The 24,578-nt window shown below is 68.8% G+C and carries 24 protein-coding genes; 18 read left to right on the top strand and 6 right to left on the bottom strand.

The features are described 5' to 3' along the window. Positions 1-61 precede the first annotated feature (61 nt). The 5 genes from RCH12_RS07340 (at position 62) to RCH12_RS07320 (ending at position 5,167) form a co-directional block, all read left to right on the top strand. The gene (locus RCH12_RS07340) at positions 62-1,090 is read left to right on the top strand and encodes an iron-siderophore ABC transporter substrate-binding protein (RefSeq protein ID WP_103430681.1); all 1,029 of its coding nucleotides are present in this window, start codon (positions 62-64) and stop codon (positions 1,088-1,090) included. A 227-nt stretch (positions 1,091-1,317) separates the two neighbouring features. Further along, entirely contained in the window at positions 1,318-2,214 is an 897-nt protein-coding gene (locus RCH12_RS07335; RefSeq protein ID WP_327016497.1) for an ABC transporter substrate-binding protein, read from the top strand. A gap of 218 nt (positions 2,215-2,432) precedes the next feature. Continuing rightward, entirely contained in the window at positions 2,433-3,329 is an 897-nt protein-coding gene (locus RCH12_RS07330; protein ID WP_103430683.1) for an ABC transporter substrate-binding protein, read from the top strand. A gap of 3 nt (positions 3,330-3,332) precedes the next feature. After that, the gene (locus RCH12_RS07325) at positions 3,333-4,373 is read left to right on the top strand and encodes an amino acid ABC transporter permease (RefSeq protein ID WP_103461818.1); all 1,041 of its coding nucleotides are present in this window, start codon (positions 3,333-3,335) and stop codon (positions 4,371-4,373) included. Beyond that, positions 4,370-5,167 carry an amino acid ABC transporter ATP-binding protein gene (locus tag RCH12_RS07320; RefSeq protein ID WP_103430685.1) on the top strand — a complete coding sequence of 266 codons (798 nt, stop codon included), beginning with the start codon at positions 4,370-4,372 and terminating at the stop codon, positions 5,165-5,167. Before RCH12_RS07325 ends, RCH12_RS07320 begins: the two co-directional genes overlap by 4 nt. Positions 5,168-5,302: 135 nt before the next feature. Here the strand turns inward: RCH12_RS07320 and RCH12_RS07315 are convergent, their stop codons facing one another. Beyond that, positions 5,303-5,680 (bottom strand): DoxX family protein, encoded by a 378-nt coding sequence (locus RCH12_RS07315; RefSeq protein WP_327016496.1) that lies wholly within the window; start codon positions 5,678-5,680, stop codon positions 5,303-5,305. Between the two features lie 132 nt (positions 5,681-5,812). Here RCH12_RS07315 and RCH12_RS07310 point away from each other — a divergent pair, with 132 nt between their 5' ends. Beyond that, positions 5,813-6,289, top strand: a complete 477-nt coding sequence (locus RCH12_RS07310) for a MarR family winged helix-turn-helix transcriptional regulator (RefSeq protein ID WP_327016495.1) — start codon at positions 5,813-5,815, stop codon at positions 6,287-6,289. A gap of 49 nt (positions 6,290-6,338) precedes the next feature. Here the strand turns inward: RCH12_RS07310 and hrpA are convergent, their stop codons facing one another. Beyond that, complete coding sequence (gene hrpA, locus RCH12_RS07305) at positions 6,339-10,313, bottom strand: ATP-dependent RNA helicase HrpA (RefSeq protein ID WP_327016494.1); 3,975 nt, start codon at positions 10,311-10,313, stop codon at positions 6,339-6,341. A gap of 86 nt (positions 10,314-10,399) precedes the next feature. Between hrpA and RCH12_RS07300 the strand changes: the two genes are divergently transcribed. The 7 genes from RCH12_RS07300 (at position 10,400) to pnuC (ending at position 15,494) form a co-directional block, all read left to right on the top strand. After that, a complete protein-coding gene (locus RCH12_RS07300) occupies positions 10,400-11,056 on the top strand; it encodes a hypothetical protein (protein WP_327016493.1) in 657 nt (218 codons plus the stop codon). Next, entirely contained in the window at positions 11,056-11,352 is a 297-nt protein-coding gene (locus RCH12_RS07295; protein ID WP_103430690.1) for a transcriptional regulator, read from the top strand. Before RCH12_RS07300 ends, RCH12_RS07295 begins: the two co-directional genes overlap by 1 nt. Continuing rightward, the gene (locus tag RCH12_RS07290; protein ID WP_327016492.1) at positions 11,349-12,263 is read left to right on the top strand and encodes an ABC transporter ATP-binding protein; all 915 of its coding nucleotides are present in this window, start codon (positions 11,349-11,351) and stop codon (positions 12,261-12,263) included. The genes RCH12_RS07295 and RCH12_RS07290 overlap by 4 nt, the downstream gene beginning before the upstream one ends. After that, positions 12,260-13,087: an ABC transporter permease gene (locus tag RCH12_RS07285; protein WP_327016491.1), complete on the top strand. Its 828-nt coding sequence runs from the start codon at positions 12,260-12,262 to the stop codon at positions 13,085-13,087. The genes RCH12_RS07290 and RCH12_RS07285 overlap by 4 nt, the downstream gene beginning before the upstream one ends. Positions 13,088-13,170: 83 nt before the next feature. After that, positions 13,171-14,004, top strand: a complete 834-nt coding sequence (locus RCH12_RS07280; protein WP_327016490.1) for an aldo/keto reductase — start codon at positions 13,171-13,173, stop codon at positions 14,002-14,004. Between the two features lie 153 nt (positions 14,005-14,157). After that, on the top strand, positions 14,158-14,739 hold the full coding sequence (msuE, locus tag RCH12_RS07275) for an FMN reductase (RefSeq protein WP_327016489.1): 582 nt from the start codon (positions 14,158-14,160) through the stop codon (positions 14,737-14,739). Between the two features lie 89 nt (positions 14,740-14,828). Then, complete coding sequence (gene pnuC / locus RCH12_RS07270) at positions 14,829-15,494, top strand: nicotinamide riboside transporter PnuC (RefSeq protein ID WP_103430694.1); 666 nt, start codon at positions 14,829-14,831, stop codon at positions 15,492-15,494. Positions 15,495-15,616: 122 nt separating this feature from the next. Here the strand turns inward: pnuC and RCH12_RS07265 are convergent, their stop codons facing one another. Continuing rightward, positions 15,617-16,345: a J domain-containing protein gene (locus RCH12_RS07265; protein ID WP_327016488.1), complete on the bottom strand. Its 729-nt coding sequence runs from the start codon at positions 16,343-16,345 to the stop codon at positions 15,617-15,619. Positions 16,346-16,405: 60 nt separating this feature from the next. Next, positions 16,406-16,585, bottom strand: coding sequence for a hypothetical protein (locus tag RCH12_RS07260; protein WP_327016487.1), 180 nt, complete (start codon positions 16,583-16,585; stop codon positions 16,406-16,408). 274 nt (positions 16,586-16,859) lie between these two features. Here RCH12_RS07260 and RCH12_RS07255 point away from each other — a divergent pair, with 274 nt between their 5' ends. From RCH12_RS07255 to RCH12_RS07245, 3 genes are all read left to right on the top strand, one after another. Then, positions 16,860-18,737, top strand: coding sequence for a thioredoxin domain-containing protein (locus tag RCH12_RS07255; RefSeq protein WP_327016486.1), 1,878 nt, complete (start codon positions 16,860-16,862; stop codon positions 18,735-18,737). Positions 18,738-18,763: 26 nt separating this feature from the next. Next, positions 18,764-18,922: a hypothetical protein gene (locus tag RCH12_RS07250; protein ID WP_207795469.1), complete on the top strand. Its 159-nt coding sequence runs from the start codon at positions 18,764-18,766 to the stop codon at positions 18,920-18,922. A gap of 271 nt (positions 18,923-19,193) precedes the next feature. Then, a complete protein-coding gene (locus tag RCH12_RS07245) occupies positions 19,194-21,011 on the top strand; it encodes a stealth family protein (protein ID WP_103430698.1) in 1,818 nt (605 codons plus the stop codon). On the opposite strand, the gene RCH12_RS07240 is transcribed toward RCH12_RS07245, so the two are convergent. Both RCH12_RS07240 and RCH12_RS07235 read right to left on the bottom strand, forming a co-directional pair. Next, positions 20,941-21,879 (bottom strand): phosphodiesterase, encoded by a 939-nt coding sequence (locus tag RCH12_RS07240; RefSeq protein ID WP_103430699.1) that lies wholly within the window; start codon positions 21,877-21,879, stop codon positions 20,941-20,943. The genes RCH12_RS07245 and RCH12_RS07240 overlap by 71 nt on opposite strands. Positions 21,880-22,036: 157 nt before the next feature. Continuing rightward, a complete protein-coding gene (locus RCH12_RS07235; protein ID WP_088456958.1) occupies positions 22,037-22,246 on the bottom strand; it encodes a hypothetical protein in 210 nt (69 codons plus the stop codon). A gap of 125 nt (positions 22,247-22,371) precedes the next feature. On the opposite strand from RCH12_RS07235, the gene RCH12_RS07230 reads away from it, so the two are divergent. Further along, entirely contained in the window at positions 22,372-23,208 is an 837-nt protein-coding gene (locus tag RCH12_RS07230) for a phosphatase PAP2 family protein (protein ID WP_327016485.1), read from the top strand. 110 nt (positions 23,209-23,318) lie between these two features. Continuing rightward, complete coding sequence (locus tag RCH12_RS07225; RefSeq protein WP_243399096.1) at positions 23,319-24,575, top strand: type III polyketide synthase; 1,257 nt, start codon at positions 23,319-23,321, stop codon at positions 24,573-24,575. Positions 24,576-24,578 lie beyond the last annotated feature (3 nt).

The raw sequence follows: 24,578 nt of genomic DNA, 5'->3' as shown, positions 1-24,578 counted from the left end.
ATTAGGTGAGGCTACCCTAAACATCGGCGGTCATTCCCGCCCCTCAGAACCGGAGTTACCTGTGCCCAGACGTTTGACCACCGTGCTCGCCGCCACCGCGGCCATCGCCGCCCTCACGCTCAGCGGATGCTCCGCCTCCGACTCGGACGGCGACGCCGGTTCGGATGCCGCGGCCGGCGGCGCGTTCCCCGTCACCATCGAGCACGCCTTCGGTGAGACCACCATCGACGCCGAGCCCACCCGCGTGGTCACCTGGGGCTGGGGTAGCGCCGACGACGCCATCGCCCTGGGCGTCGTGCCCGTCGCCATCCCCTTCCAGGCCTACGGCGGCGACGAGAACGGCGTGCTGCCGTGGATCGCCGACGCCCTGGACGAGCAGGGCGCAGACGTGCCCACCGTGCTCTCCGACTCCACCGAACCGCCCTACGAGGAGATCGCGGCCGCCGCACCCGACGTGATCCTCGCCGCGTACTCCGGCATCACCGAGGAACAGTACGACCTGCTCAGCGACATCGCCCCGGTCGTGGCCTACCCCGACGAGCCCTGGTCCACCGACTGGCGCGAGCTGATCGAGATCACCGGCACGGCCCTGGGCAAGTCCGACGAGGCCACCACCCTGCTCGCCGACATCGACGACACGATCGCCGAGAAGGCTGCGGCGCATCCGGAGTTCGACGGCAAGACCGTCGCCCTGACCTCCGACACCGCCGGCGTGTTCTACGTCTACACGGATGCCGACCCGCGCGTGACCTTCGCCACCGAGCTCGGCTTTGAGAGCGCGCCCAGCGTCGCCGAGCTCGCCAACGGCGAGTCCGACTTCTTCTACACGATCAGCTACGAGCAGCTGGACAAGCTCACCAGCGACGTGATCGTCAACTTCGCCGCCACCCAGGAGGAATCCGACGCGTTCCTGAACGCCGGCTACGCGCAGGTCATGCCGCAGGTGCAGAACAAGTCAGTGGCGTCGCCGGTCGGCGCGGCCTTCGTCGCCTCGGTCTCCCCGCCCACCGGTCTCTCGCTCACCTGGGGCATCGACGACTACGTCGCGCAGCTCTCGGTGGCCGCGTTGGCCGCCGACGCCGCGAAGTAATCGCGGCCGGTAGCGAGGGCGACCGGGAGCGAGGGCAGCCTGGAGCACGGGCTGCCCGGAGCACGGTAACCTTGACCTGCCTCCGTTTCGACTGATCCCGAAGCCGAGATCGTACGAGCCGTACCCCCAGCGCAGGGGTGTTTCAGGTTCACTCCAGTCGTACAATCCACGGAGCGCTCAGTCGACTCGATCCTGTGAAGCGTCGAGACCCAGGAAAAGGTTGTGCCATGCGCGCTAGATACGTATTCCCCGCCCTCGCTGCCGTTGCGGCACTGATGCTCACCGGATGTGTCGACAATTCGACTCCGGCGGAGTCCGGGTCGCCCGAGGGCAGTGCCGCTGCGATCACGAAAGACGACGCGGCAGCGGCACTGGTCCCGGCCGCGGTGGCCGATCGTGGCACCCTGCTCATCGGAACCGAACCGACCTACGCGCCGAACGAGTTCAAGAACGAGGCCGGTGACCCGATCGGCTGGGACATCGAGCTCGCCGCCGGCATCGCCGCCAAGCTCGGCCTGACACCGACGTTCCAGGTCGCGAAGTTCGACAACATCATCCCGAGCGTGGCCGGCGGCAAGGCCGACATCGGAGCATCCTCGTTCACCTACACCCCCGAGCGCGCGGAGCAGGTCGACTTCGTCAACTACTACAACGCCGGCATCCAGTGGGCGTCGGCGACGGGCACTGACGTCGACCCTGACAACGCCTGCGGCCTGAAGGTGGCCGTGCAGACCGCCACCTTCGAGGACACCGACGAGGTGCCCGCTAAGAGCGAGGCCTGCGTTGCCGCCGGCAAGCCGCCGATCGACAAGCTGAAGTTCGACACCCAGGCCGACGTCGCCAACGCTGTGGTGCTCGGCCAGGCCGACGCGCTCAGCGCCGACTCCCCGGTCTCGCTGTACGCGATCGCCCAGACCGGCGACAAGTTGCAGCCGGCCGGCGACACCTTCGACGAGGCCCCGTACGGCATGGTCGTCGCCAAGGGTTCCGAGCTCACCGCCGCCGTGCAGGCCGCCCTGCAGTCGATGGTGGATGACGGCAGCTACACGGCCATCCTCGATGCCTGGGGTGTCACGGACGGTGGCGTGGACGAGATCACGATCAACGCAGCCGCGAACGGCTGATCCCCTAAATTCTCGCTGACCTGGGGCATCGACGACTCGACTGGAGTGCCACTGCGCAGGACCCGCTAGCCTTGACAGGCGTCGTTTGGGCTGTTCCCGAACCGATATCGCCAGGCCGTTCCCCCAACGCAGGGGTGTATTAGGCTCACAGCAGTCGTACCGTCCACTGCCATTCAGTCGATCCGACACCTCGACGCCCCAATGAAGAAGGTCGTGCCATGCGCGCTAGATTCGTACTTCCCGCCCTCGCCGCCGCCGCTGCGCTGATGCTGACCGGCTGTGTTGACAACTCGACGCCCGCGACCAGCGGCTCCGACGCCAGCAGCGCTCCCACCATCGAGGTCGACGACGCGGCCGCGGCCCTGGTGCCCGCCGAGGTCGCCGACACCGGCACCCTCGTCATCGGCACCGACCCGACCTACGCGCCGAACGAGTTCAAGAACGAGGCCGGCGAGCCGATCGGCTGGGGTGTGGAAATCGCCAGTGGCATCGCCGCCAAGCTCGGCCTCGAGCCGGAGTTCCAGGTCGCCAAGTTCGACAACATCATCCCGAGCGTCACCGGCGGCAAGGCCGACATCGGCTCGTCCTCGTTCACCGACACCGTCGAGCGGCAGCAGCAGGTCGACTTCGTCAACTACTACACCGCGGGCATCCAGTGGGCGTCGGCGGCGGGTACGGATGTCGACCCCAACAACGCCTGCGGCCTGAAGGTCGCCGTGCAGGCCACCACCTTCGAGGACACCGATGAGGTGCCCGCCAAGAGCGACGCCTGCGTGGCCGCCGGCAAGCCCCCGATCGACAAGCTGAAGTTCGACACCCAGGATGCCGCGACCAACGCGGTCGTGCTCGGCCAGGCCGACGCGCTCAGTGCCGACTCCCCGGTCACCCTGTACGCGATCTCCCAGACCGACGGCAAGCTGCAGCTGGCCGGCGAGACCTTCGATGTGGCCCCGTACGGCATGGTCGTGGCCAAGGGCTCCGAGCTCACCGTGGCCGTGCAGGCCGCGCTGCAGTCCATGGTCGACGACGGCAGCTACCAGGCGATCCTCGACGAGTGGGGCGTTGCCGACGGCGGCATCGACGAAATCACAATCAACGCAGGCGCGAACGGATAACCCATGAGTACCACGCACCCGTCCGGCCCGGCGGCGGGCTCGACCCCGCCGCCGCGAGACGCCGTATCCACCTCGGAGCCGATCAAGGCCATCCGGCTGCGACACCCGTGGCGTGTGGTGTTCGCCGTGTTGCTTATGGCGATCTTCGCTCTGTTCGTCATCGACGCGGCCTTCCGCCCGGCGTACGACTGGCCGGCGGTGGGCAAGTACCTCTTCGACCGGCGCATCTCGATGGCCGCCCTGGTGACGATCCAGCTGACGGTGTTCTCGATGGTGATCGCGATCATCCTCGGCGTGATCCTGGCCGTGATGCGGCTCTCACCCAACCCGGTGGTCAAGAGCGTGGCCTGGTTCTACCTGTGGATCTTCCGCGGCACCCCGGTTTACGTGCAGCTGACCATCTGGGGCCTGATCTCGCTGATCTACACGAGCATCGATATCGGCATTCCCTTCATGGACCCCTGGGTCTCGTTCAGCACCAACGCAGCACTGAACACCTTCACCCTGGCCATCATCGGGCTGGCGTTGAACGAAGCCGCGTACATGGCCGAGATCGTGCGCGCCGGCCTGCTCTCGGTCGACAAGGGCCAGGAAGAGGCCTCGATCGCTCTCGGTATGAGCTGGTCGCAGACGATGACCAGGGTCATCCTGCCGCAGTCGATGCGGGTGATCATCCCGCCGACCGGCAACGAGGTCATCTCGATGCTGAAGACCACCTCTCTGGTCACGGCGGTGCCGTTCAGCCTGGAACTGTTCACGAGGTCGCGAGACATCTCGGCGGAGACCTTCAACCCGATCCCGCTGCTGATCGTCGCGTCGATCTGGTACCTGTTCTTCACCTCGATCCTGATGGTCGGCCAGTACTTCCTCGAGAAGCGCTTCTCCCGCGGCGTGGGCGACCGGCAGACCGACAAGAGCGACCCGGCGCCCAGCACGGGCGCGATCACCGGTGTGGTACCCGTGATCGGGTCGGGCCAGCCCACGGTGGTGTTGCCGCCGAAGACGGATGCGCCGGGCACGACCGGCGACGGAGGAGCACGATGAGCGCGACGACAGTAGGGCCCGCGACATCCGTTGACGTGCCGATGGTGCTGGCCGAGCAGGTCACCAAGAGCTTCGGCTCGAACGAGGTGCTCAAGGGCATCACTCTCGAGGTCAAGCGCGGCGAGGTGATGTGCCTGGTCGGGCCGAGTGGTTCGGGCAAGTCCACGTTCCTGCGCTGCATCAACCACCTCGAGGTGCTCTCGGCCGGGCGGCTGAGCGTGGACGGTGAGCTGATCGGCTACCGCGAGTCCAACGGCAAGCTCTATGAGATGGCACCTAAGGAAGCCTCGAAGCAACGCCGGGACATCGGCATGGTGTTCCAGCGGTTCAACCTGTTTCCGCACATGACCGCGCTACAGAACGTGATGGAAGCGCCGCTGCGGGTCAAGGGACTGCCCAAGGCGAAGGTGGAGTCGACCGCCCGCGACCTGCTGGCCCGGGTGGGCCTGGCCGACCGCGCCGACTACTACCCCGCGCACCTCTCCGGTGGCCAGCAGCAGCGGGTGGCGATCGCCAGGGCGCTGGCGATGGAACCCAAGCTGATGCTCTTCGACGAGCCCACCAGCGCGCTGGACCCTGAACTCGTCGGCGAGGTGCTCGACGTGATGAAGGGCTTGGCCAAGGAGGGTATGACCATGATCGTGGTGACCCACGAGATGGGCTTTGCCCGCGAGGTGGCGGACTCCCTGGTCTTCATGGACGCGGGCGTTGTGGTCGAGTCCGGTCTCCCGTCCGAGGTGCTGGCCAACCCGCGTCACGCCCGCACCCAGGCGTTTCTCTCCAAGGTGCTCTAGGTCTCTCCGGCAGGCACCCCAGCGATCGGCGACGGCCGCAAATCAGGAAAAAGGTTGCAAAAAAGGACGTAATCTGCGATTACGTCCTTTTTTGGTCACTATTTCCTTTTTTGCGGGTGCGGTGGTGGCTGGTTGTTAGAACGCCCAGGGGCCGAAGCGGGTGATGGCTACAACGAGGGACAGGATGCCGAGGATCACGCTGGGCATGGTCTCCTTGGCGCCGTCGCCGGCGCGCAGGTGCCAAACCACAGCTCCGATCATGATCACGGTGAGGGCGGCCGCGGCGATCGGCACCAGGATCGGGGCGACGCCGGTGACCGCGGGCAGGATCAGGCCCAGGCCGCCGAGCAGCTCGGCCAGACCGACGAGCTTGACGCCGGCATCCGAGTAGTCGTTGACCCAGGCCATGCCGTTGGCGGCCAGCTTGGCGCGCGGTTGAGCGACCTTCATGAGGCCGGCGCCGATGAAGGCGACGGCGATGAGGACGGTGATGATCCAGATGGCGATGTTCATGGGGACTCCTGTGTTGATGCCGGCCCCTGAAGACGCCGAACGAAACGATGATTGCGGCGGAAGTAGTTGCCGCGTCAAATAAACTAGCGTGAACTACTTTCTGCGTCAAGTAAATGTCGGTATGGTGGGGGAATGGACGAACCGGAGTGGCTCTCACCCGACGAGCTGGAGGCGTGGAAGGCCCTGGCCGGGGTGCTGTTCCTGCTGCCCGGGGCGCTCGACTCGCAGCTGCAGCGCGACTCGGGCCTGGCGATGGCGGACTACATGGTGCTGGTGACGCTCTCGGAGCAGGACGACCACTGCATGCGGATGAGCGAGCTCGCGACATCCGCCAGCACATCGCAATCGCGGTTGTCGCGCATCGTGGCGCGCCTGGAGGCGGCGGGGTACGTCACCCGCGAGATGGCTCCGGATGACCGCCGTGCGGTGCTGGCCACCCTGACGGAGTCGGGTCTGGCCAAACTCGTGGCAGCCGCTCCCGGGCACGTGGCCCAGGTGCGCAGCCTGGTCTTCGACCGCCTCACGCCGGCCCAGGTGCTCGCGCTCACCGACATCTCCCGCGCCCTCGCGCACCCCGACGATCACGCGAACTGTGAGCTGAGCACCTAAAACTCGCGAATTCTGGGGCCTGACTCACGGGTCGCGGGATGTGGCGGGTCTAAGAGGCGAGGACCTTATGGATGCGTTGGAGGGAGACCGACTCTGCCGCGCGCAGCTCTTGGGCGAAGAGGCTGATGCGCAGCTCCTCGATCATCCAGCGGGCGCGCACCAGGTTCGGCGCCGCAGTCTCCGGCAGCGGGATGCGGCCGCCGGCGTCGGTGAATTTGGCCGTGGCGGACTGCACCTCGTTCATCCAGACCCGGTCGCGGTTCGGGTTGTCGAGGAGCTTGTCGATGCGGGCCGTGATGCCGCCGAGGTAGCGCGGCAGGTGCCGCAGCTGGGCGAGCCCGGTGGCGCTGACAAAACCGGGGTAGACCAGCCCGTTCAGCTGCTCGCGGGCATCCGTGAGCGCGGCGAGCAGGGCCATGCTGGTGGAGGCCTTGAGCGCCTTGTCCGCGGCGCGGGATGCCGTGAGCACCCGGGCGACGAGGCCGACGGTCTCGAACATCGAGTCCATCACCACGCCGGAGACCCGGTCGCGGATGCTGTCGAACTCGGCCTTCATGAAGACCTGGCCGTCCGGGCGCACCCGGTAGAGCACGTCGTCGACGGCGGCTGCGAGGCAGTCGTCGAACAGGGCCTGGGTGGAGCGGTATGGGCTGGTGGCCAGGGAGAGCTTCTCGCCGCCTGTGAGGTGCTGCTGCACGTACGCCACCGGTGACGCGGTCGCCAGCAGCAGCAGTCGGCGCACGCCACCGGGCAGCGTGCGGGCCTGCTCGTCGACGGTGCTCATCATGCGGATGCTCACCGAGGTGCCGTCGTCGATCAGGGTGGGGTAGCCGCGGATGGTGTTGTCACCCTGCTTGGTGTCGATGAACCGGGGCAGCTCGATGAAGTCCCAGGTGGTGAGGCCGCTGCGTTCGATGGCGTTCTTGGGTGTGGCGGCCGAGGCCTTGGCCACGGACTCGCGCACCTTGTTGCCCAGGCGCCGCTGGAGCTCGGTGAGGTCCTTGCCGGAGGCGACGGAGCGGCCGCGCTCGTCGACGACCCTGAAGGTCATCCGCAGGTGCGCGGGCACCCTGGAGAGGTCGAAGTCGCGCACGGTGACGGGCACGTAGGTGAGGCGCTGAATGAGGGCGGCAAGGGTTTCGGCGAAGGAGGGGTCGGTCGGTTCCGCCCCGGCGCCGATGGTGGCGCCTCCGGACGGCGCAACCACTCCGGGCGCCGGGGGCAGCTCGGCGAGCAGGCGCACGGCCCAGTCGGCGGCGGGCACCACATTGCGGCGGATGGCCTTGGGCAGCGACTTGATCAGCGAGGTGACCAGGTCGGCGCGGAGGCCCGGTACCTGCCAGTCGAAGCCGGTGGGGGAGACCCGGGCGAGCAGCGCGAGGGGTACCTGCACGGTCACGCCGTCGTCCTCCTCGCCGGGTTCGAACCGGTAACTCAGCGCAAAGCGCTGGTCGCGCTGCTGCCAGGCCGGCGGGAAGAGCGATTCGTCGATCTCCGGTGCATCCTCGGGTACGAGCGCCTCGGCGGTCATGGTGAGCAGGTCCGGCGTCTCGGCGCGGGCGACGCGCCACCAGGTTTCGAAGGTGCGGGTGCTGTGCACGTCGGCGGGGATGCGGCGGTGGTAGAACTCGAAGACGGCCTCGTCGTCGAAGAGGATGTCGCGGCGCCGGGTGCGCTCCTCGAGCTCGGCGAGCTCCTTGCGAAGGGCGGTATTCGCGCGGTCGAACGCGGTGACGCGCTGGTCGACCCGGTCCAGGTCCCACTCGCCGTCGACGAGGGCGTGCCGGATGAACAGCTCGCGCGCGTAGGCCGGGTCCACCCGGGAGAACTGCACGCGGCGGCGCGGCACAATCGGCACCCCGTACAGGGTGACCCGCTCGTAGGCGACCACGGCGCCCTGCTTCTTCTCCCAGTGCGGCTCGGAGTAGCTGCGCTTGCAGAGGTCGCCGGCGAGCTGTTCGGCCCAAGCCGGGTCGACGACGGCGTTCATCCGGGCGAACAGCCGGCTGGTCTCCACCAGCTCGGCGCTCATCACGGCGTTGGGCTGCTTCTTGGCCAGCGCAGAGCCGGGGAACAGCACGAAGCGCTGCTGCCGGGCGCCGATGTAGTCCTTCTTCGCCACGTCCTTCAGGCCGATGTGGGAGAGCAGGCCGGAGAGCATCGACCGGTGGATGCCGTCCGGGTTCACGCTGGGGTCGCCGATGTGCAGGCCGAGCGGCTTGGCCAGCTGGCGGAGCTGCTTGTAGACGTCCTGCCACTCGCGTACCCGCAGGTAGTTGAGGTACTCGTTCTTGCACAACCGTCGAAAAGCGCTCGAGCCGAGTTCCTTCTGCTGGTTCTCCAGATAGTTCCAGAGGTTCAGCAGGGACAGGAAATCACTGGTGGGATCTGCGAACCGGGCGTGCTTCTCGTCGGCGGACCCGCGGCGCTCCAGCGGTCGTTCGCGCACGTCCTGGATGGTGAGGCCGGCGACGATGGCCATCACCTCGCGGCTGGTGCCCTGCACCTTGGACTCGATCACCATGCGGCCGAACCGGGGATCGATGGGCAACTGGGCGAGCTGCTGGCCCACCCGGGTGAGGGTGTGCGTGCCGGCCGTGACGGCCATCCGCCCGCCCTGCGGCCCACGACCGCCGCGCCCGCGGCCGCCATCGCGGCCACCGGAGCGACCGCCGGCCTGGCTCGGGTCTTCGGTGGGGGTGCCCGTGGGCGCCACGGTGGCCTTGACCGCGCCGAGCTCGGTGAGCAGGTCGAGGCCGTCCTTGATGTTGCGGGAGTCCGGCGGGGTGAGGAACGGGAACTGCGCGATATCACCCAGGCCCAGCGAGATCATCTGCAGGATCACCGCGGCAAGGTTGGTGCGCAGGATCTCCGGCTCGGTGTACTCCGGGCGCCGGGTGAAGTCCTCTTCGCTGTACAGCCGGATGGCGATGCCGTCGCTGGTCCGGCCGGAGCGGCCGGAACGCTGGTTGGCCGAGGCCTGCGCGATGGCCTCGATCGGCAGCCGCTGCACCTTCGAGCGCACGCTGTACCGGCTGATCCGGGCGGTGCCGGCGTCGATGACGTAGCGGATGCCCGGCACGGTGAGGCTGGTCTCGGCCACGTTGGTGGCCAGCACGATGCGGCGCCGCACCCCGGCCACGGTGGAGGGCTGGAACACCTTGTGCTGGTCGGCGGAGGAGAGCCGGCCGTACAGCGGCAGCACCTCGGTGGGGCTGGTGCGGTCGCGGGAAGCGAACTTGCCCTGCAGGGCATCGGCCGCGTCGCGGATCTCGGTCTCGCCGGAGAGGAACACCAGCACGTCGCCGTTGGACTCCTGCTCGAGCTCGTCGAGCGCGGCGGAGATGCCCTCGATGTAGTCGCGGTCCACGCTGGGCGCGGCATCCGTGATCTCGTCGTCGTCGTCGATCACGGCCTCGGCCACGAGCGGGCGATAGCGGATCTCGACGGGATAGGTGCGGCCGGAGACCTCGATGATTGGCGCCGGGGTGCCGTCGGCGGCGGCGAAGTGCTTGGCGAAGCTGGCCGGGTCGATGGTGGCGCTGGTGATGATCAGCTTGAGCTCGGGTCGTTGGGGGAGCAGCTGCTGCAGGTAGCCGAGCAGGAAGTCGATGTTGAGGCTGCGCTCGTGCGCCTCGTCGATGATGATGGTGTCGTACTTCCGCAGCATCCGGTCGCGGTGGATCTCGTTGAGCAGGATGCCGTCGGTCATCAGCTTGATGCGGGTGTCGGCGCCGACCCGGTCGGTGAACCGCACCTGGTAGCCGACGAGTTCGCCCACCTCCTGGCCGAGCTCCTCGGCGATGCGCTCGGCGATGGTGCGCGCGGCGAGCCGGCGCGGCTGGGTGTGGCCGATCGACTCCCGGCCCAGCTCCAGGCAGATCTTGGGCAGCTGGGTGGTCTTGCCCGACCCGGTCGACCCGGCCACGATCACGACCTGGTTGTCGCGGATGGCGCGCGCGATGTCGTCGCGGCGCTGGCTGATCGGCAACTCGGGCGGGAAGGTGATTTTCACGGGAATCATTAGCCCTCCATAGTATTGCGTCGCGGGGGTACCCCACTTCGGCTCGAACCGTTGTGGAGCAAACTACTTTGTGTTACAAAGTAGACATGGATGATAACAGGACCCCCGCCACCGCCCTCGATGAGCCCCTGGGGGACCCGCGCGAGATGCTCGCGATGCTCGAAGAACAACAGCGCCGGGTGGCGGATGCCCAGATTGCGCCCGTCGTCTGGCTGTACTTCATCTGGGGGGTCGCCTGGTTCGTCGGCTTCCTTGCCCTCTGGTCGGGCGATGTGGATGGCAACCCGTGGTTCACGATTCCCGCGGGCGTGGCCACGCCGCTGTTCATCGTGCTGCTGGCGATCTCGATCGTGTCCTCCGCCGTGATCGGCCTGCGCATCAACCGCGGCGTTCGCGGCCTGTCCAGCTTCTCCGGGGCCGTCTACGGCCTGTCCTGGTCGGTCTGCGGCACCGCGTTCGGGCTGCTCGGCACCGCCCTGATCAGCCACGGCATGTCCACCGACCTCGCCAACCTGTTCTTCCCGTCCGGCTTCGCGCTGATGTGCGGCACCATTTACCTCGGTGGCGCCGCGCTCTGGCGGGACACATCGCAGCTGGTCCTCGGTCTGGTCATGCTGGTCGTCGGCGCGGGGGCCCCCTTCGCCGGGTCGCCCGGCAATGACCTGGTCTTCGCGCTCGGCGGTGGTGGCGCCTTCCTCGTCACGGCCGCCGTCATGGCCGCGCGCCTGCGCCGGAACCGCTGATGGACGAACTCGACCCGGTGATCCACGCATCCGCCCGGCTCAAGATCACCGCCACCCTGGCCACCCTCGAGGTGGGCGACCAGATCGCCTTTCCCCGGCTGCAGGAGCTGCTCGGCATGACCGCCGGCAACCTGTCCACCCACCTGCGGAAGCTCGAGGACGCGGGCTATGTTGACGTCGTCAAGTCCCACCAGGGTCGCAGCCCGGTCACCTACCTGACCCTGTCGCGCACCGGCCGGCGCGCGTTCGAAGACTACCGAGAAGCCCTGCGCGGGCTGTTAGGGGAATCCTCATGAGCGTTCTCGCCCGGCTCGATCACGTGACGCGGCGCTTCGGCGACGTGCTCGCCGTCGACGACGTGAGCCTGGACATCCATTCGGGCAGCATCCTGGGCCTGCTCGGGCCCAACGGAGCCGGCAAATCCACCGTGCTCACCATGCTGCAGGGGCTGCGAAGGCCCAGCAGCGGCACGGTGTCGCTGTTCGGTGGGTCACCGGGCGATTACCGGATGCGCCAGAAGCTCGGCGGTACCCCGCAGGAGACCGCGCTGCCGCCGACCCTGCGGGTGGGTGAGGTGATCGACTTCGTGGGCCGGCACTTCGAGACCCCGCTGTCCACCGCGGCCGTGGCCGAGGAGTTCGGGTTGGCGGAGCTGCTGAAACGGCAGACCGGCGCCCTGTCCGGCGGCCAGAAGCGCCGGCTCAGTGTGGCGCTGGCGTTTGTGGGCCAGCCGCGATTGGTGCTGCTGGACGAACCGACCACGGGCCTGGACGTGGATGCCCGCCGCACCCTGTGGGACGCCGTGCGACGCCAGCACGAGCGCGGCGCCACCGTGGTGGTGACCAGTCACTACCTCGAAGAGATCGAGGCGCTCGCCGAACGGGTGGTGGTGATGGGGCACGGCCGGGTGATCGCCGACGACACCGTGACCGCCGTGATCAACCAGGTCTCGCTGCGTCAGGTGCGCCTGGTCACCGACCAGCCCGACCGGGTCAACGGGCTGCCCGGAGTGGTGGGCCACGAGCAGGCCGCCGACGGCGCGACCACCTTCTACGCCAGCGACAGCGACCGGCTGATCGTGGAACTCGTGCGTTCCGGCATCCCGTTCTCCGGCCTCACCGTTCGTGGAGCCACCCTCGAAGAGGCGTTCCTCACCCTCACCGGGGCGACGGAAGCCCCCACCGCCCAGAAGGAGATGAACCGATGAGTACCCGCCTCCCCGCCCCGGTCGCCGCCGCTCCCGGCACGCCCGGCCGCAGCCCGGTTCTGGGCGGCCGTACGGGCATCCTTGCCCTCACGCTTCTGCACGCCCGGATCATCCTCCTCGAGACGTTCCGCATCCCGGCCGCCCTGATCGGCTCGCTCGTGTTTCCCGGGCTGTCGCTGCTGTTCTTCGTGGTGCCGCAGCGCGCCATCGCCGACAACCCGGAGTTCGCCACTCAGGCGGTGATCGCGCTGAGCGTGTTCGCGTTGATGTCGAACTCGCTCTTCAGCTTCGGCCTGAACATCTCGGCCAACCGGGAGCAGCCGTGGGACCCGTACCTGCGCACCCTGCCGGTGCCGGGCGTCGCCCGCGTGCTCGGACAGATCTGCTCGACCGGGCTGATGGGCCTCGCGTCGATCCTGCCGGTGATCGCGATCGGTGCTCTGTTCACCGCGGCGGAGGCATCCGTACTGGGCGTTCTCGCGGGGATCGTGGCGCTGGGCATCTCGGCGCTGCCGTTCATGTTCATCGGCATCTCGATCGGCTACTCGATGTCGTCCAAGGCCGCGATCGCCGTGGTGCAGATCGTGATGTTCGGCCTGGCCTTCGCCGGCGGGCTGTTTCTGCCGCCGTATCTCTTCGCGGACTGGCTGGACACCCTGTCGATGTTCCTGCCGTCGCGGCAGGCCCGGGAGTTCGTGATCTGGGCCGTGCAGGGCGGCGAGCTGGAGCCGGGGGTGTGGATCGGCATCCTGCTCTGGACCGCGGGCACCTTCGCCCTGGCCCTGCTGCTCTTCCGCCGCGACGAGGGCCGCCGCTACCACTGAGTCGTAAGCCCCGGAGCGCGCGCGGATTACGCTCTCGGCGTGCGTGACGTGCGCGGGCGGTGGTGGTTCCCTAGGCTCAGTGGATGACGAAATCCGTACCGACCATCACCCTGAACGACGGCCACACCATCCCGCAGCTCGGCTTCGGGGTCTTCAAGGTCGATCCGACCGAGACCACCCGCATCGTCACCGACGCCCTCGAGGTGGGCTACCGGCACATCGACACCGCCGCCGTCTACGGCAACGAGGAGGGTGTCGGGCAGGCGCTGGGGTCGTCTGGCATCGACCGCTCGGAACTGTTCGTGACCACGAAGCTGTGGAACGACAAGCAGGGCACCCAGTCGGCGCTGGATGCGTTCGATGAGAGCCTGGAGAAGCTCGGCCTGGACTACGTCGACCTGTACCTCATCCACTGGCCGGCACCGGCGAACGACAAGTTCGTGGAGAGCTGGAAGACGCTCGCGAAGATCCGCGAGTCCGGCCGGGCCCGCTCCATCGGGGTCTCGAACTTCCTCGTGCCGCACCTGGAGCGACTGCTCACCGAGACCGACGTCGTGCCGGCGGTCAACCAGATCGAGCTGCACCCCGCCTACCAGCAGACCGAGATCACGGCCTTCGCCCGCGAGCACGGCATCCACATCGAGGCGTGGGGCCCGCTCGGCCAGGGCAAGTACCCGCTGCTCGAGGAGGGCGTGGTCACCACCGCGGCCGAGGCGCACGGCAAGACTCCCGCCCAGGTGATCATCCGCTGGCACCTGCAGACCGGCAACATCGTCTTCCCCAAGTCCAACCGCCGCGAGCGGATGGCGGAGAACTTCGACGTCTTCGACTTCGAACTCAGCCACACCGAGCTCGCCACCATCTCGGCGCTCGAGCGCGGCGGCCGCGTCAGCGCGCACCCCAACGAGGTCAACTAGCCCAAGCCGGTCACGACGTGCCGCAAACGGCCCCTTCCGCTCGTCGGAGGGGGCCGTTTGCGGCATCTCAGCGGATGGCCGTGTGCCCACCGCGTCTTACGCCGTGTGTCGGCGCGGCTGGCGGCATCCGGCGGCGGCATTTAGCGTCGGAACATGTCGTACACCCTGAACGTCGTCGCTGTTTCCGGCAGCCTGCACACTCCCTCGAAGACCACCGCCCTGGTGCGGGCGATCCTCGACGCGCTCGAACGCGAGCTCTCGATCCGCGTGCATCTGATCGAGCTGAGCCGGGTCGGTCGCGAGTTCAGTGGGGCGCTTCGCCGGGATGAGCTCTCCGCCGCGGCCGAGGACGACCTGCGACGGATCGAGGGCGCCGACCTGCTCATCGTGGCGTCGCCGGTGTACCGGGCCTCGTTCACCGGACTCTTCAAGCACGTCTTCGACTTCGTCGAGCAGTACTCGCTCGTGGACAAGCCGGTGCTGCTGGCCGCGACCGGTGGCAGCGACCGGCACGCGCTGATCCTCGAGCACCAGTTCCGGCCGTTGTTCAGCTTCTTCCAGGCGCTCACCCTGCCGTTGGGGGTGTACGCCAAGGACTCCGACTTCACCGACTACCGGGTGACCAACGCCGAGCTCAACGACCGCATCGATCAGGCGATCCGTCGCGGGCTGCCGCTGGTGCGGGCCAGCCTGCCGGCCAATCTCTCGGCTGATTCGGCAACCATCGTCTGGTGACGCTCCGGGCGGCCGTGGAATAGACCCGCGCGCAAACGCCTTACATTGGGACGTGCACGGATGCGACCCATCCGGGAGAGAAGTGTCCTGTGTCCCTGATCGATTGGCTCTTTGACGCCCAGCTGCAGATCGGCAACCAGACCATTCTCTGGCGCGAGATCATCGGCAACGTCTTCGGCATCGCCAGTGCCGTCGGCGGGATGCGCCGCAAGATCTGGGCCTGGCCGGTGGGCATCATCGGCAACGCCCTGCTGTTCACGGTGTTCCTCGGCGCCGTCTTCGGCACACCCAACCCGGTGAACCTGCTCGGCCAAGCCGGCCGGCAGGTGATGTTCATCATCGTCTCGATCTACGGCTGGGTGCAGTGGTCGCGCAGCCGCGCGGTCGGCACCGTCGCCGTCGCCCCGCACTGGGCCGGCACCCGGGCGCGGGTGGGCCTGGGCATCGGCCTCGTCGCCGGCACGCTGGTGCTCACCCCGATCTTCCGGGCGCTGGGCTCGTTCGAACCGGTCTGGGCCGACGCCTGGATCTTCACCGGGTCGCTGCTGGCCACCTACGGCATGGCCCGCGGTTGGACGGAGTTCTGGCTGATCTGGGTGGCCGTGGACATCGTCGGCGTGCCCCTGCTGATCAGCGCCGGCTACTACGCCTCCGCCATCCTGTACCTCTTTTATGGCGCTTTCACCATCACCGGCTTCGTCATCTGGACCCGGGTGCAACGCCGCCGCGCGCTCGTGGAGCGGGCCCTGGCCTGATCCCACCCTGGAGTGCCCGCGAGAGCGGCCCGTGGCTGCCAGCCTCTGCTGCGGCAGCCAGAACCCCGCTTTCGCGAGGTCGTCCTTCGCGCGCACACGGGTGCACGGGCGCCGTGGGGCGGTCAGCCGGCGGGGCGGGGCGGGGCGGACGACCGGCGCCGGAGCTGCTTGGGCCGGCCGAGGGCCACCAGGCCCAGCACCGGCGCGATGAGCAGCTGCAGCGCCACGAGGGGACCGAACGAGGCGAACACCACGGTGAGCACCGCCGTCGCGGCGCCCAGGATCAGCACGATCACCACAAAGACGGTGCGTCCGGTGCGGGCGAAGGCGACGGATGCCAGCCCCAGCGGCACCAGCCGCAGCCACAGGTCCGCCGGGGACTGGGGCAGCGGCCCGCCGATGACCGAGATCGTGGCCGCCAGCGCGTACAGCGCCGTCCACACCCAGAACAGCCACGGACCGGCGGGCTGCACCGGCTGGTACGGCTCGTCGGCCGCCCAGCCCGGCGGCGTACCCGTGGCAGGTCCCCGGCCGGTCCCGGCCCACGCCCCGCCCGAGCCGACACTCGAGCCGGAGCCCGCCCCTTCGCCGGTCGGCCGGGGTCCGGCGGATTCGGGGGAGCGGCGCATCCGCTCGGCCTCGACCTCACGCAGCACGGCCCGGGCCTGGGTGAACCTGTCGAACCGGGCGGCCGCGGCGGCCAACTCGGCGGGGGTTGCCGCGGTCAACCGGTCGGGGTGCCAGCGCTGGGCCTGGTACCGGAACGCCCGCTCCACCTGCTCCAGCTCGGCATCGACCGCAACCTCGAGGAGTGCCGCCGCCTCGACGGGGGTCATCGTGCGTTCGGTCATGTCGCGCAGACGGTCACGGGACGGCGGTGGGTGCTCATGGGCGGAGGGGCGGATGTCCGGTTAGCGGCGAGGCGGTTGGGGTGCGGGTACGGCTGGGTGGCCGGTCGGAGCGCTGATCCGGCGGCGAAAGAGCGCGCGTTCGGTGCCCGGCATCGGGGTACGAAAGAGTGAGCCCACGAGAACGGCGAAGGCGGCCAGGGCAATCGTGCCAATGCCCAGCAGCAGCGCCCACAGATCCATCGTGCCCCTTCGTCGCATCCAGTCTCACAGCAGCCCTCCGACTCGGCAACCCTCTGCGGGTCCAGAAGTGCCGCGCGAGTTGCCGCAAAACACCCCGTCCAGCGCTCCGAAGGGGCAGGACGCGGCACGTCGGGGAGGCGGCTCGCGCCGACATGCCGCGAATGCTCCCTTCACCTGCCGGGAGGGGGCGTTATGCGGCAACTCGCGGTGGCCGCCGGCGTTCGGATATCGCCGCGACCAGCTGGAACGGAGGTAGCCGGGTCACAATGGAGCCATGCCGAATCGCCTCGCCGACGCCATCAGCCCGTATCTGCGCTCGCACGCCGAGAACCCGGTCGACTGGCACCCGTGGGGTGCGGCCGCCTTCGCCGAGGCCCGCCGGCGCGACGTGCCGGTCCTGGTGTCGATCGGCTACGCCACCTGCCACTGGTGCCATGTGATGGCCCGCGAGAGTTTCAGCGATCCGGCGCTGGCCGCCTATCTCAACGAGCATTTCGTGAGCGTCAAGGTCGACCGGGAGGAGCATCCGGATGTCGACGCCAGCTACCTCGCCGCGGCCGGCGCGTTCACCCAGAACCTCGGCTGGCCGCTGAATGTGTTCGTCACCCCGGCCGGCCGGCCCTTCTTCGCCGGCACCTATTCGCCGCCCACACCGATGCCAGGGCATCCGGCGTTCCGTGAGGTGCTCAACGCCGTCACGGATGCCTGGACCAACCGCCGGGACGCCGTCGAAGACAGTGCCGCGGGCCTGGCCGAGTCGCTCGCCCAGGCGGCGCCCGCGGCGGCGGGGGAGTTGCCCGACCAAGCCAGACTCTCCGACACCGTCGCCCGGCTGGCCACGGCGGAGGATCCCGTCTACGGCGGTTTCGGCGGCGCCCCCAAGTTTCCCGCCGCGCCGACCCTGGGCCTGCTGCTCGACCGGGCCGACGGCCGGGAGCTGGCGCTGCGCACCCTCAAACGGATGGGTGCGTCACCGCTCCGCGACCCCGTCGAGGGCGGTTTCTTCCGCTACGCCGTCAACCGCGACTGGAGCGACCCGCACTACGAACGGATGCTCTACGACAACGCGCAACTTCTCGAGCTGTACACCCGGGCGTGGATGCTCACCGGCGAACGCTGGGCCCGCATCGTGGCCGAGGGCCTCGTCGGGTTTCTCGGCACGGTGCTGCAGCTGCCCGACGGTGGTTTCGCCAGCGCCCAGGACTCGGAGAGCACCGTCGACGGGGTGCGGGTGGAGGGCGGCTACTACGCCCTCGACGAGGACGCCCGCCGCGGCCAGGCCCCGCCGGCCCTGGACGCCAAGGTACTCACCGGCTGGAACGGCCTGGCGATCGGGGCCCTCGCCCTGGCCGGGCACGCGTTCGCCGACGATGCCGCGCTGCACCTGGCCCGCCGCGCGGCCGACAGGCTGCTCGAGGCACACCGCCGCGCCGACGGCGCCCTGGTGCGGGCCTCCATCGACGGTCGCCTCTCGGCCGCGGTCGCGACCCTGGAGGACTACGGCATGTTCGCCGGCGGCCTGCTCGAGCTCGCCACCGCCACCGGAGAGGTGCGGTACGCGGTCGTGGCCCGGGAACTCATCGACCGGACCCTGCCCGTCGACGGTTCGACGGCCGGCCGTGAGCCCGACGTGGCCTTCGCCGCCCCGGAGGGCGCCGATCCGGTCCTCACGGCGCAGGGACTCGACCTCGCCACCGACCCCTCCGAGGGCGCCTACCCGTCCGGACTCACGGCCATCGCCAGCGCGGCCTGGCGGCTGCACCTGCTCACCGGTGCCGGACGCTACCGCGACGCGGCCACGGCCGGGATGGTGCGGCTGGTCGGCTCCGGCGACATCAACCCGCTCGCGTTCGGCGCCGCCCTCCGGCTGGTCAACGGGCTCACCACGCCGGTGGAGCAACTCGTCGTCGTCACCCCTGATGGAGAGCGGGACCGGCCCGTCGCCGCCCTGGCCGGTTCGGCTCTGTTGGACGCGGCCCGGCGTCGCACCGGGGTCGTCGCCGTGGTCACCGAACGGCAGGGCGCCGCCTTCGCCGCCGCCGGCTTCGAGCTGTTCGCCGACCGCAGCACCCGCGACGGCCTACCCACCGCATACCTCTGCCACGACTTCGTCTGCCGCCTGCCCAGCACGGATGCCGCCGCGCTCGGCTGACCCGCCCCATCCGCCCGCGCCCTGTCGTGGTCGCAACTGTTGCCCGTGCGGACAACTGCGCCCGGCGCACCGGGCACAGTTGTCCGGAACGGGAACAGTTGCCGGGGCCCTACCTCGCCCACGAGCTGGTCACCATCGTCGTGATGGCGCTCATCATCGGCCTGTTCGGCATCAGCGCGGCCTGACCACTGCGCTAACAGCCCCGTCCGGGGCGCCGGTCACACCCCGGTCACCCCGGCGACGTACACTAGAGCAACGTCACTGTTCGCAGCGGGCCCTTTGCCCGGCCTGGACCGGTGCGTGGATGCCCGGGAGACCCGGGCGCATACTCCGGGGCCTGGCGCATCGATGCCCGCCCTGAGCAGATCGCCCGTTGAATTTCCGCACAACCGCTTGGCACCCCGCAGTCAGCCCTGCATCCGTAACCGCTCCACGTATTTTTCTCCAAGGAGGACCATGGCACGCTTTGACCGCACCGATTCCACCCGACACTCCCGCATCGCTGCCGGAACTGGCTTCTCCGAGGCCCCGGCGAGCCCGGTCGACGAACCGGCTCCGGACACCGCGTCCATCCCCCTCCTGTCGCTGAGCAGCGAACCCGAGTTGGTGCTGCGCACCCTCGACGACCGCACCCGCCGTTTCGACCGCGAAGACGTTGTCGTGCGGAAGGGCGAGATCGCCCTGATCAACGGGCACTTCACCCCGCACGAGTCCAGGGTCAGCGACCTGCTCGCCCTGGCCGACGCCCTCGACACCGCCGGCATCGACTACCTGCTGGTGCGCGGCGACCACGACCGTCCGGTCATCGCCGTGAACCGCAAACGTCGCAAGAAGATCAGCCGCGTTCTGGCCGAGGCCTTCGCGAACACCCCCTTCTACCTCAAGCCCCTCGACGGCGACCTCGCCCGCCCGGCCCTCGCCGCCGACGGTGCCCTCGCCGCGCTGGGCACCTCGGACGTCTTCAGGGTCTACCAGCCGCGCATCGAACCCATCGGCCGGCTCCGCTACGGCGCCGAGACCGCGTTCCAGCTCGAGCTGTGGCGGTTCGGCGAGGACGAGATCGTCGCCCCCGTGGAGAACGCCCTCATGCGCCGCCGGCTGCCCCGGTCCGAGGCCCGCGAGACCACCGTCGAGCTCTTCGGCCGCACCTGGCGCACCCTGCAGAACATGTTCGACGACCTCGTCAGCGACATCAGCTTCGACATCGACCTGGTGTTCTCCTGGGTCGACGGGTCCTCCAGCGACTTCCAGAAGGCCCGCGCCCTGCGCATGAACGGCTACGTCGCCGGCGCCGGCGACGATTCGGATGCCCGTTTCCGGCAGATCGATGAACTCAAGTACGCGCTGCGGAGCGTCTACATGTTCGCCCCGTGGGTGCGCCGCATCTTCATCGCCACCGACTCGCCCGCTCCCGAATGGCTGGTCGACCACCCGCGGGTGACCATCATGAACAGCGAGGACTTCTTCCCCGACGTCTCCGTGCTGCCCACCCACAACTCGCACGCTGTGGAGAGCCAGCTGCACCACATCCCGGGGATCGCCGAGCACTTCATCTACTCGAACGACGACATGTTCTTCGGCCGTCCGGTGGGACCTGAGCTGTTCTACTCACCCGGCGGAATCACCAAATTCGTCGAGGCGGCGACCCGGATCGGCCTGGGCGACAACGACCCCAGCCGCAGCGGGTTCGAAAACGCCGCGCGGGTGAACCGGGCGCTGCTGCGCGAACGGTTCGGCAAGGTCACCACCCGGCACCTCGAGCACACCCCGGCACCGCTGCGCAAGAGCGTCATGGCCGAGCTCGAGGCCGAATTCCCCGAGGACTTCCGACGCACCATGGCCAGCCGGTTCCGCTCGGCCACCGACATCTCGGTCACCAATTCGCTGTACCACTACTACGCCCTGGCCACCGGCCGGGCCGTGGAGCAGACCCAGGTTCGGTCGTTGTACGTCGAAACGACGCTCAAGCTGGCGCTGCGCCAGATGAACAAGTTGCTCAAGCGCCGCGACCAGGACATGTTCTGCCTCAACGACGGCAGCTTCCCCGAGATCAGCGACGAGGTGCGCACCGAGGCCGTCACCGACTTCCTCGAGCGTTACTTCCCGATCGTGGCCCCGTGGGAACGCGAAAGCGTCATCGCGGCCAGCCACCACGGCGAGGACACCCTCATCGAGAGTGCCCTGGGCCTGGGGAACGGTGACGTCAGCGCAGAACCTGGATCGGCCTGGTCATTGGCGGCTCCCGGTATGCGGGCAGACTCCCCGCAGGCATGATCTCGATGCCGGAGGCGGCCAGGCGGCGGGCGCTTTCGGCGGCGTCGATGTAGTCCAGCGGCTCGAAGTCGCCCAGCGGCACCACCGAGTGCAGCACGGTGTCGGCGTAGACGTGCACGAGGTTGAACGCCCGCGCGCCGTCGCGACCGCGAGTGCCGCCGACGGGAACGTTGAGGTCCTGGGTGTAGCAGGTGGCCGACGCCACCGACACGGGGATGCCGGCGAACGTGGCGGTGGACGAGTAGTGCAGGTGCCCGGCCAGGATGCTGCGCACATCCGTGCCGCGCAGCACCTGCGCGAGGCTGGCCTGATCGCGCAGCTCCACCGCCACCGACAGGTCGAGCATGCTCGGCACCGGCGGGTGGTGCATGGCCAGGATGGTGCCGTCCGGCGCTGGGACGCTCAGCTGCAGGCTGAGCCACTCGAGCTGATTCTCGGTGATCTCGCCATAGTGACTGCCGGGCACCGAGGTGTCCAGGGTGATGATGCGCAACCCGCCGATGAAGTCGACGTGGTCGATCGGCGCCTGACTGGGTTCCTCACCGAGGAGCTCGGTGCGGAAGTTCGCCCGGTTGTCATGGTTTCCCATCACCCAGATGACCCTGGCGCCGAGGCGCTCCGCGGCGGGTTCGACGATGCCACGCAGCTGCGCGTAGGCGTGCGGCTCACCCTTGTCGGCGAGGTCGCCGGTGATGATGATCGCATCGGGCCTGCCGCCGGATGCCTCGACATCCGCGACCAACCGCTGCACGTGTGCGGCACTGTCCACGCTGCCGTAAAGACGGTTGCCGTCTGCGAGCAGGTGCGTGTCGCTGAGGTGGAGAAGAAAATAATCCGGCCTGGGGTATTCGGCCGTTCGAATGCTCACGGAGCTTCCATTCGTTTGGTACTTAGGCACTTTACGGGGATTACGCTGCGGATGCTACACAACCAGTCGACCAGAGAACTATGAACATAGCGTGTCCAACACGCGAAAAGACGGGACCCGAAGGATAAATCCTCAGGATCCCGTCTCGCGATCTGTCTCAGGGATGCGTCAGCCCGGGCTCCGTGACCGGCAGCACCGCCACGGCACCCTCGTCGTGCTCGTACGGTTCGATGGTGTCGTGGTCCGCGGCCGCCGCCCGGCGCCGCTCGGACTCGAAGTCGCCCTCCAGGCCCGGGTACCCACCGCGGTCGAGTGAGCGATCCGCGCCCCGCGTGGACCGTTCCCGCCTCGTCTGCCTACCGAACATAGTTCGACGCTACGCCGCAGACTCACCATGTCAAGAGGTAACCTGAGCGTATCTCAGCACCTGACGCACATGTGTTGTGCACCAGGCTTTCACGGTTCACCCATGCTGCCGTGGGAAGCTAGAGAGTGCCCTCGATCTCCCGCCTCACCCCCACCCGTTATATCGGAGCCGCGTCGCTCTGCGTCCTCGCGTTTGTGGCGTTGTACCTCTTTTTTGTGCGGGATGTCGCCGGGCAGGTCATCGATCAGCTGGCCTTCAACGGGGCCGAGGACGGCTCTACCGGCACCACGGTCACCCGGCAGCTGCTCGATCTGATCCCCTCGGTGATGGTCGCCGTCGGAGCTGTCGTGAGCCTCATCATCGCGGCTGTGCGACGCGCCTGGTTCCCGCTCGTGGTTGCCGTGAGCGCCGCGACGGCTGCCGTCGTGACCACCCAGCTGCTCAAGAACGTGATCCTCACCCGCCCGGAGCTCGGTGTGGACGGCTACGTCCCCAACTCATTCCCCTCCGGGCATACGACGGTGGCGGCGGCATCCGCCTTGGTCGTGTTCCTCGTTGCCAGCCCGCACACGCGGTGGCTGGCCGGCACCATCGGGGCGGCATTCGCGGTCGCCGCCGGGGTATCCACACTGGTGAGCCTGTGGCACCGGCCCAGCGACGTGATCGCGGCGCTGCTCGTCGTGGCGTTCTGGGGCTGCGTTGCCGGGGCCGTGCTCACCCGGTCCGGCGGCCGGCAGCGCACCGCACGCACCCCCACCCCGGCCAGGGTGGGCCTGAAGCTGCAGACCGGGATCGCGGTACTCGCCGGCATCGTCACCGCGGTGGCCGCGGGCATCGGCGCCACCGGGGCGTTCGGCATCTCGGATGCGCCGGTGGCCTATCTCGGCGCGGTCACCGCGATCGTCGCGGTCGGTTTTGTGCTCGCCATCACCGCCACCCGCCTCTTCGACCGCCTGCCGTAGCGGCCACGGCCGGGCGTCCATCGGCCGGGAGCCCATCGGCCGGCGCATCCGCCGCGCGCCTCGCCGCGCAGGGGGATGTGCCTACGGCGCGGTGCGTGTAACACTGGGGCATGGCCGTCACGCTGAGAGCGCTCCAGACCGTTGTTCCGCCCACCGTCCTTGTGCAGGAGCAGGTCAGGGACATCTTCGCCGCCCAACCTGGCCTCAGCCGGCTGGCGCAGCGGTTGGTGACCGCGTCCTTCAACCTGTCGGGGATCGACACCCGGCATACCGTGATCGAGGAACTCACCCTCGACTCGCAGGCGCCAGAGCCGCAGTTCTTCGACGCCGCCACCCAGCGGCTGCTCGTGCCCGGCACCCGGGTGCGCAACGAGCTGTACATCGAGCAGGCCACGAAGCTGTTCGTGGAGGCCGGCCGGCGTGCGCTGGCCGCGTGCCCAGGGCTGGACGCCAGTGACATCACCCACGTCGTGACGGTCTCCTGCACGGGCTTCTACGCGCCGGGCCCCGACTACATGCTGGTGCGCGAGCTGGGTCTGGCGCCGTCCACCCAGCGCTACCACCTCGGATTCATGGGCTGTTACGCGGCCATGCCGGCGCTACGCACCGCGAAGCAGTTCGTGCTGGCCGATCCGTCCGCCGTGGTGCTCGTGGTCAGCGCCGAGCTGTGCTCGCTGCACCTGCGCACCTCCAGCGACCCCGACACCATCGTGGCGTCGTCGTTGTTCTCGGATGGCGCGGCCGCCGGCATCGTGAGCAGCCGTGCGCCGGTCGCCGGCGAGACCGCCCTCAACCTGGACCACTTCGAGACCGTGATCACGCCCGTCGGCGAGGGCGACATGGCCTGGAAGATCGGCGACGAGGGCTTCGAGATGGTGCTGAGCTCGTACGTGCCGCACATCATCGACGAGCACATCGAGTCGGCCCTGGCGCCGCTGTTCGGCCGGGACGAGTCGCTGACCCTGGCACTGGCGGCGGGCGTGGTGGCCGAGGCCGACGCCGTGACCGTGCAGGCGCAGGAGCAGCAATCGCAGTCGGTGGACGGCGGCGGGAGCCCCGGCCAGGTGCTCACGGCCGCGACCACGGGTTCGGCTCTGAGCACCGCCATCGCGCACTGGGCGATCCACCCCGGCGGGCGCAGCATCCTCGACAAAACCGAGGCCAAACTCGGCCTCACCGAGGCGCAGCTGGTGCCGTCGCGGGAAACCCTGCGCACCAACGGCAACATGTCCAGCGCCACCATCCTCTTCGTCATGAAGGAGATCCTCGAGGGCGCGGCCACCGCCGACGGGGACAGGGTCTGCGCGATGGCGTTCGGGCCGGGTCTGACCGTGGAGTCAGGCCTGATGACAGTGCAGCGCGGCTGACCC

The sequence above is a fragment of the Cryobacterium sp. MP_3.1 genome (assembly GCF_035984795.1).
Lineage (GTDB): Bacteria > Actinomycetota > Actinomycetes > Actinomycetales > Microbacteriaceae > Cryobacterium > Cryobacterium zongtaii.
This window is presented reverse-complemented; position numbering and strand designations above follow the sequence as displayed.

Excerpts from the sequence above, each read along its gene's own strand:
- RCH12_RS07335 (WP_327016497.1), top strand. The coding sequence starts at position 1,318 with ATGCGCGCTAGATACGTATTCCCCGCCCTCGCTGCCGTTGCGGCACTG.
- RCH12_RS07330 (WP_103430683.1), top strand. The coding sequence starts at position 2,433 with ATGCGCGCTAGATTCGTACTTCCCGCCCTCGCCGCCGCCGCTGCGCTG.
- RCH12_RS07325 (WP_103461818.1), top strand. The coding sequence starts at position 3,333 with ATGAGTACCACGCACCCGTCCGGCCCGGCGGCGGGCTCGACCCCGCCG.
- RCH12_RS07320 (WP_103430685.1), top strand. The coding sequence starts at position 4,370 with ATGAGCGCGACGACAGTAGGGCCCGCGACATCCGTTGACGTGCCGATG.
- RCH12_RS07315 (WP_327016496.1), bottom strand. The coding sequence starts at position 5,680 with ATGAACATCGCCATCTGGATCATCACCGTCCTCATCGCCGTCGCCTTC.
- RCH12_RS07310 (WP_327016495.1), top strand. The coding sequence starts at position 5,813 with ATGGACGAACCGGAGTGGCTCTCACCCGACGAGCTGGAGGCGTGGAAG.
- hrpA (WP_327016494.1), bottom strand. The coding sequence starts at position 10,313 with ATGATTCCCGTGAAAATCACCTTCCCGCCCGAGTTGCCGATCAGCCAG.
- RCH12_RS07300 (WP_327016493.1), top strand. The coding sequence starts at position 10,400 with ATGGATGATAACAGGACCCCCGCCACCGCCCTCGATGAGCCCCTGGGG.
- RCH12_RS07295 (WP_103430690.1), top strand. The coding sequence starts at position 11,056 with ATGGACGAACTCGACCCGGTGATCCACGCATCCGCCCGGCTCAAGATC.
- RCH12_RS07290 (WP_327016492.1), top strand. The coding sequence starts at position 11,349 with ATGAGCGTTCTCGCCCGGCTCGATCACGTGACGCGGCGCTTCGGCGAC.
- RCH12_RS07285 (WP_327016491.1), top strand. The coding sequence starts at position 12,260 with ATGAGTACCCGCCTCCCCGCCCCGGTCGCCGCCGCTCCCGGCACGCCC.
- RCH12_RS07280 (WP_327016490.1), top strand. The coding sequence starts at position 13,171 with ATGACGAAATCCGTACCGACCATCACCCTGAACGACGGCCACACCATC.
- msuE (WP_327016489.1), top strand. The coding sequence starts at position 14,158 with ATGTCGTACACCCTGAACGTCGTCGCTGTTTCCGGCAGCCTGCACACT.
- RCH12_RS07265 (WP_327016488.1), bottom strand. The coding sequence starts at position 16,345 with ATGACCGAACGCACGATGACCCCCGTCGAGGCGGCGGCACTCCTCGAG.
- RCH12_RS07260 (WP_327016487.1), bottom strand. The coding sequence starts at position 16,585 with ATGGATCTGTGGGCGCTGCTGCTGGGCATTGGCACGATTGCCCTGGCC.
- RCH12_RS07255 (WP_327016486.1), top strand. The coding sequence starts at position 16,860 with ATGCCGAATCGCCTCGCCGACGCCATCAGCCCGTATCTGCGCTCGCAC.
- RCH12_RS07245 (WP_103430698.1), top strand. The coding sequence starts at position 19,194 with ATGGCACGCTTTGACCGCACCGATTCCACCCGACACTCCCGCATCGCT.
- RCH12_RS07235 (WP_088456958.1), bottom strand. The coding sequence starts at position 22,246 with ATGTTCGGTAGGCAGACGAGGCGGGAACGGTCCACGCGGGGCGCGGAT.
- RCH12_RS07225 (WP_243399096.1), top strand. The coding sequence starts at position 23,319 with ATGGCCGTCACGCTGAGAGCGCTCCAGACCGTTGTTCCGCCCACCGTC.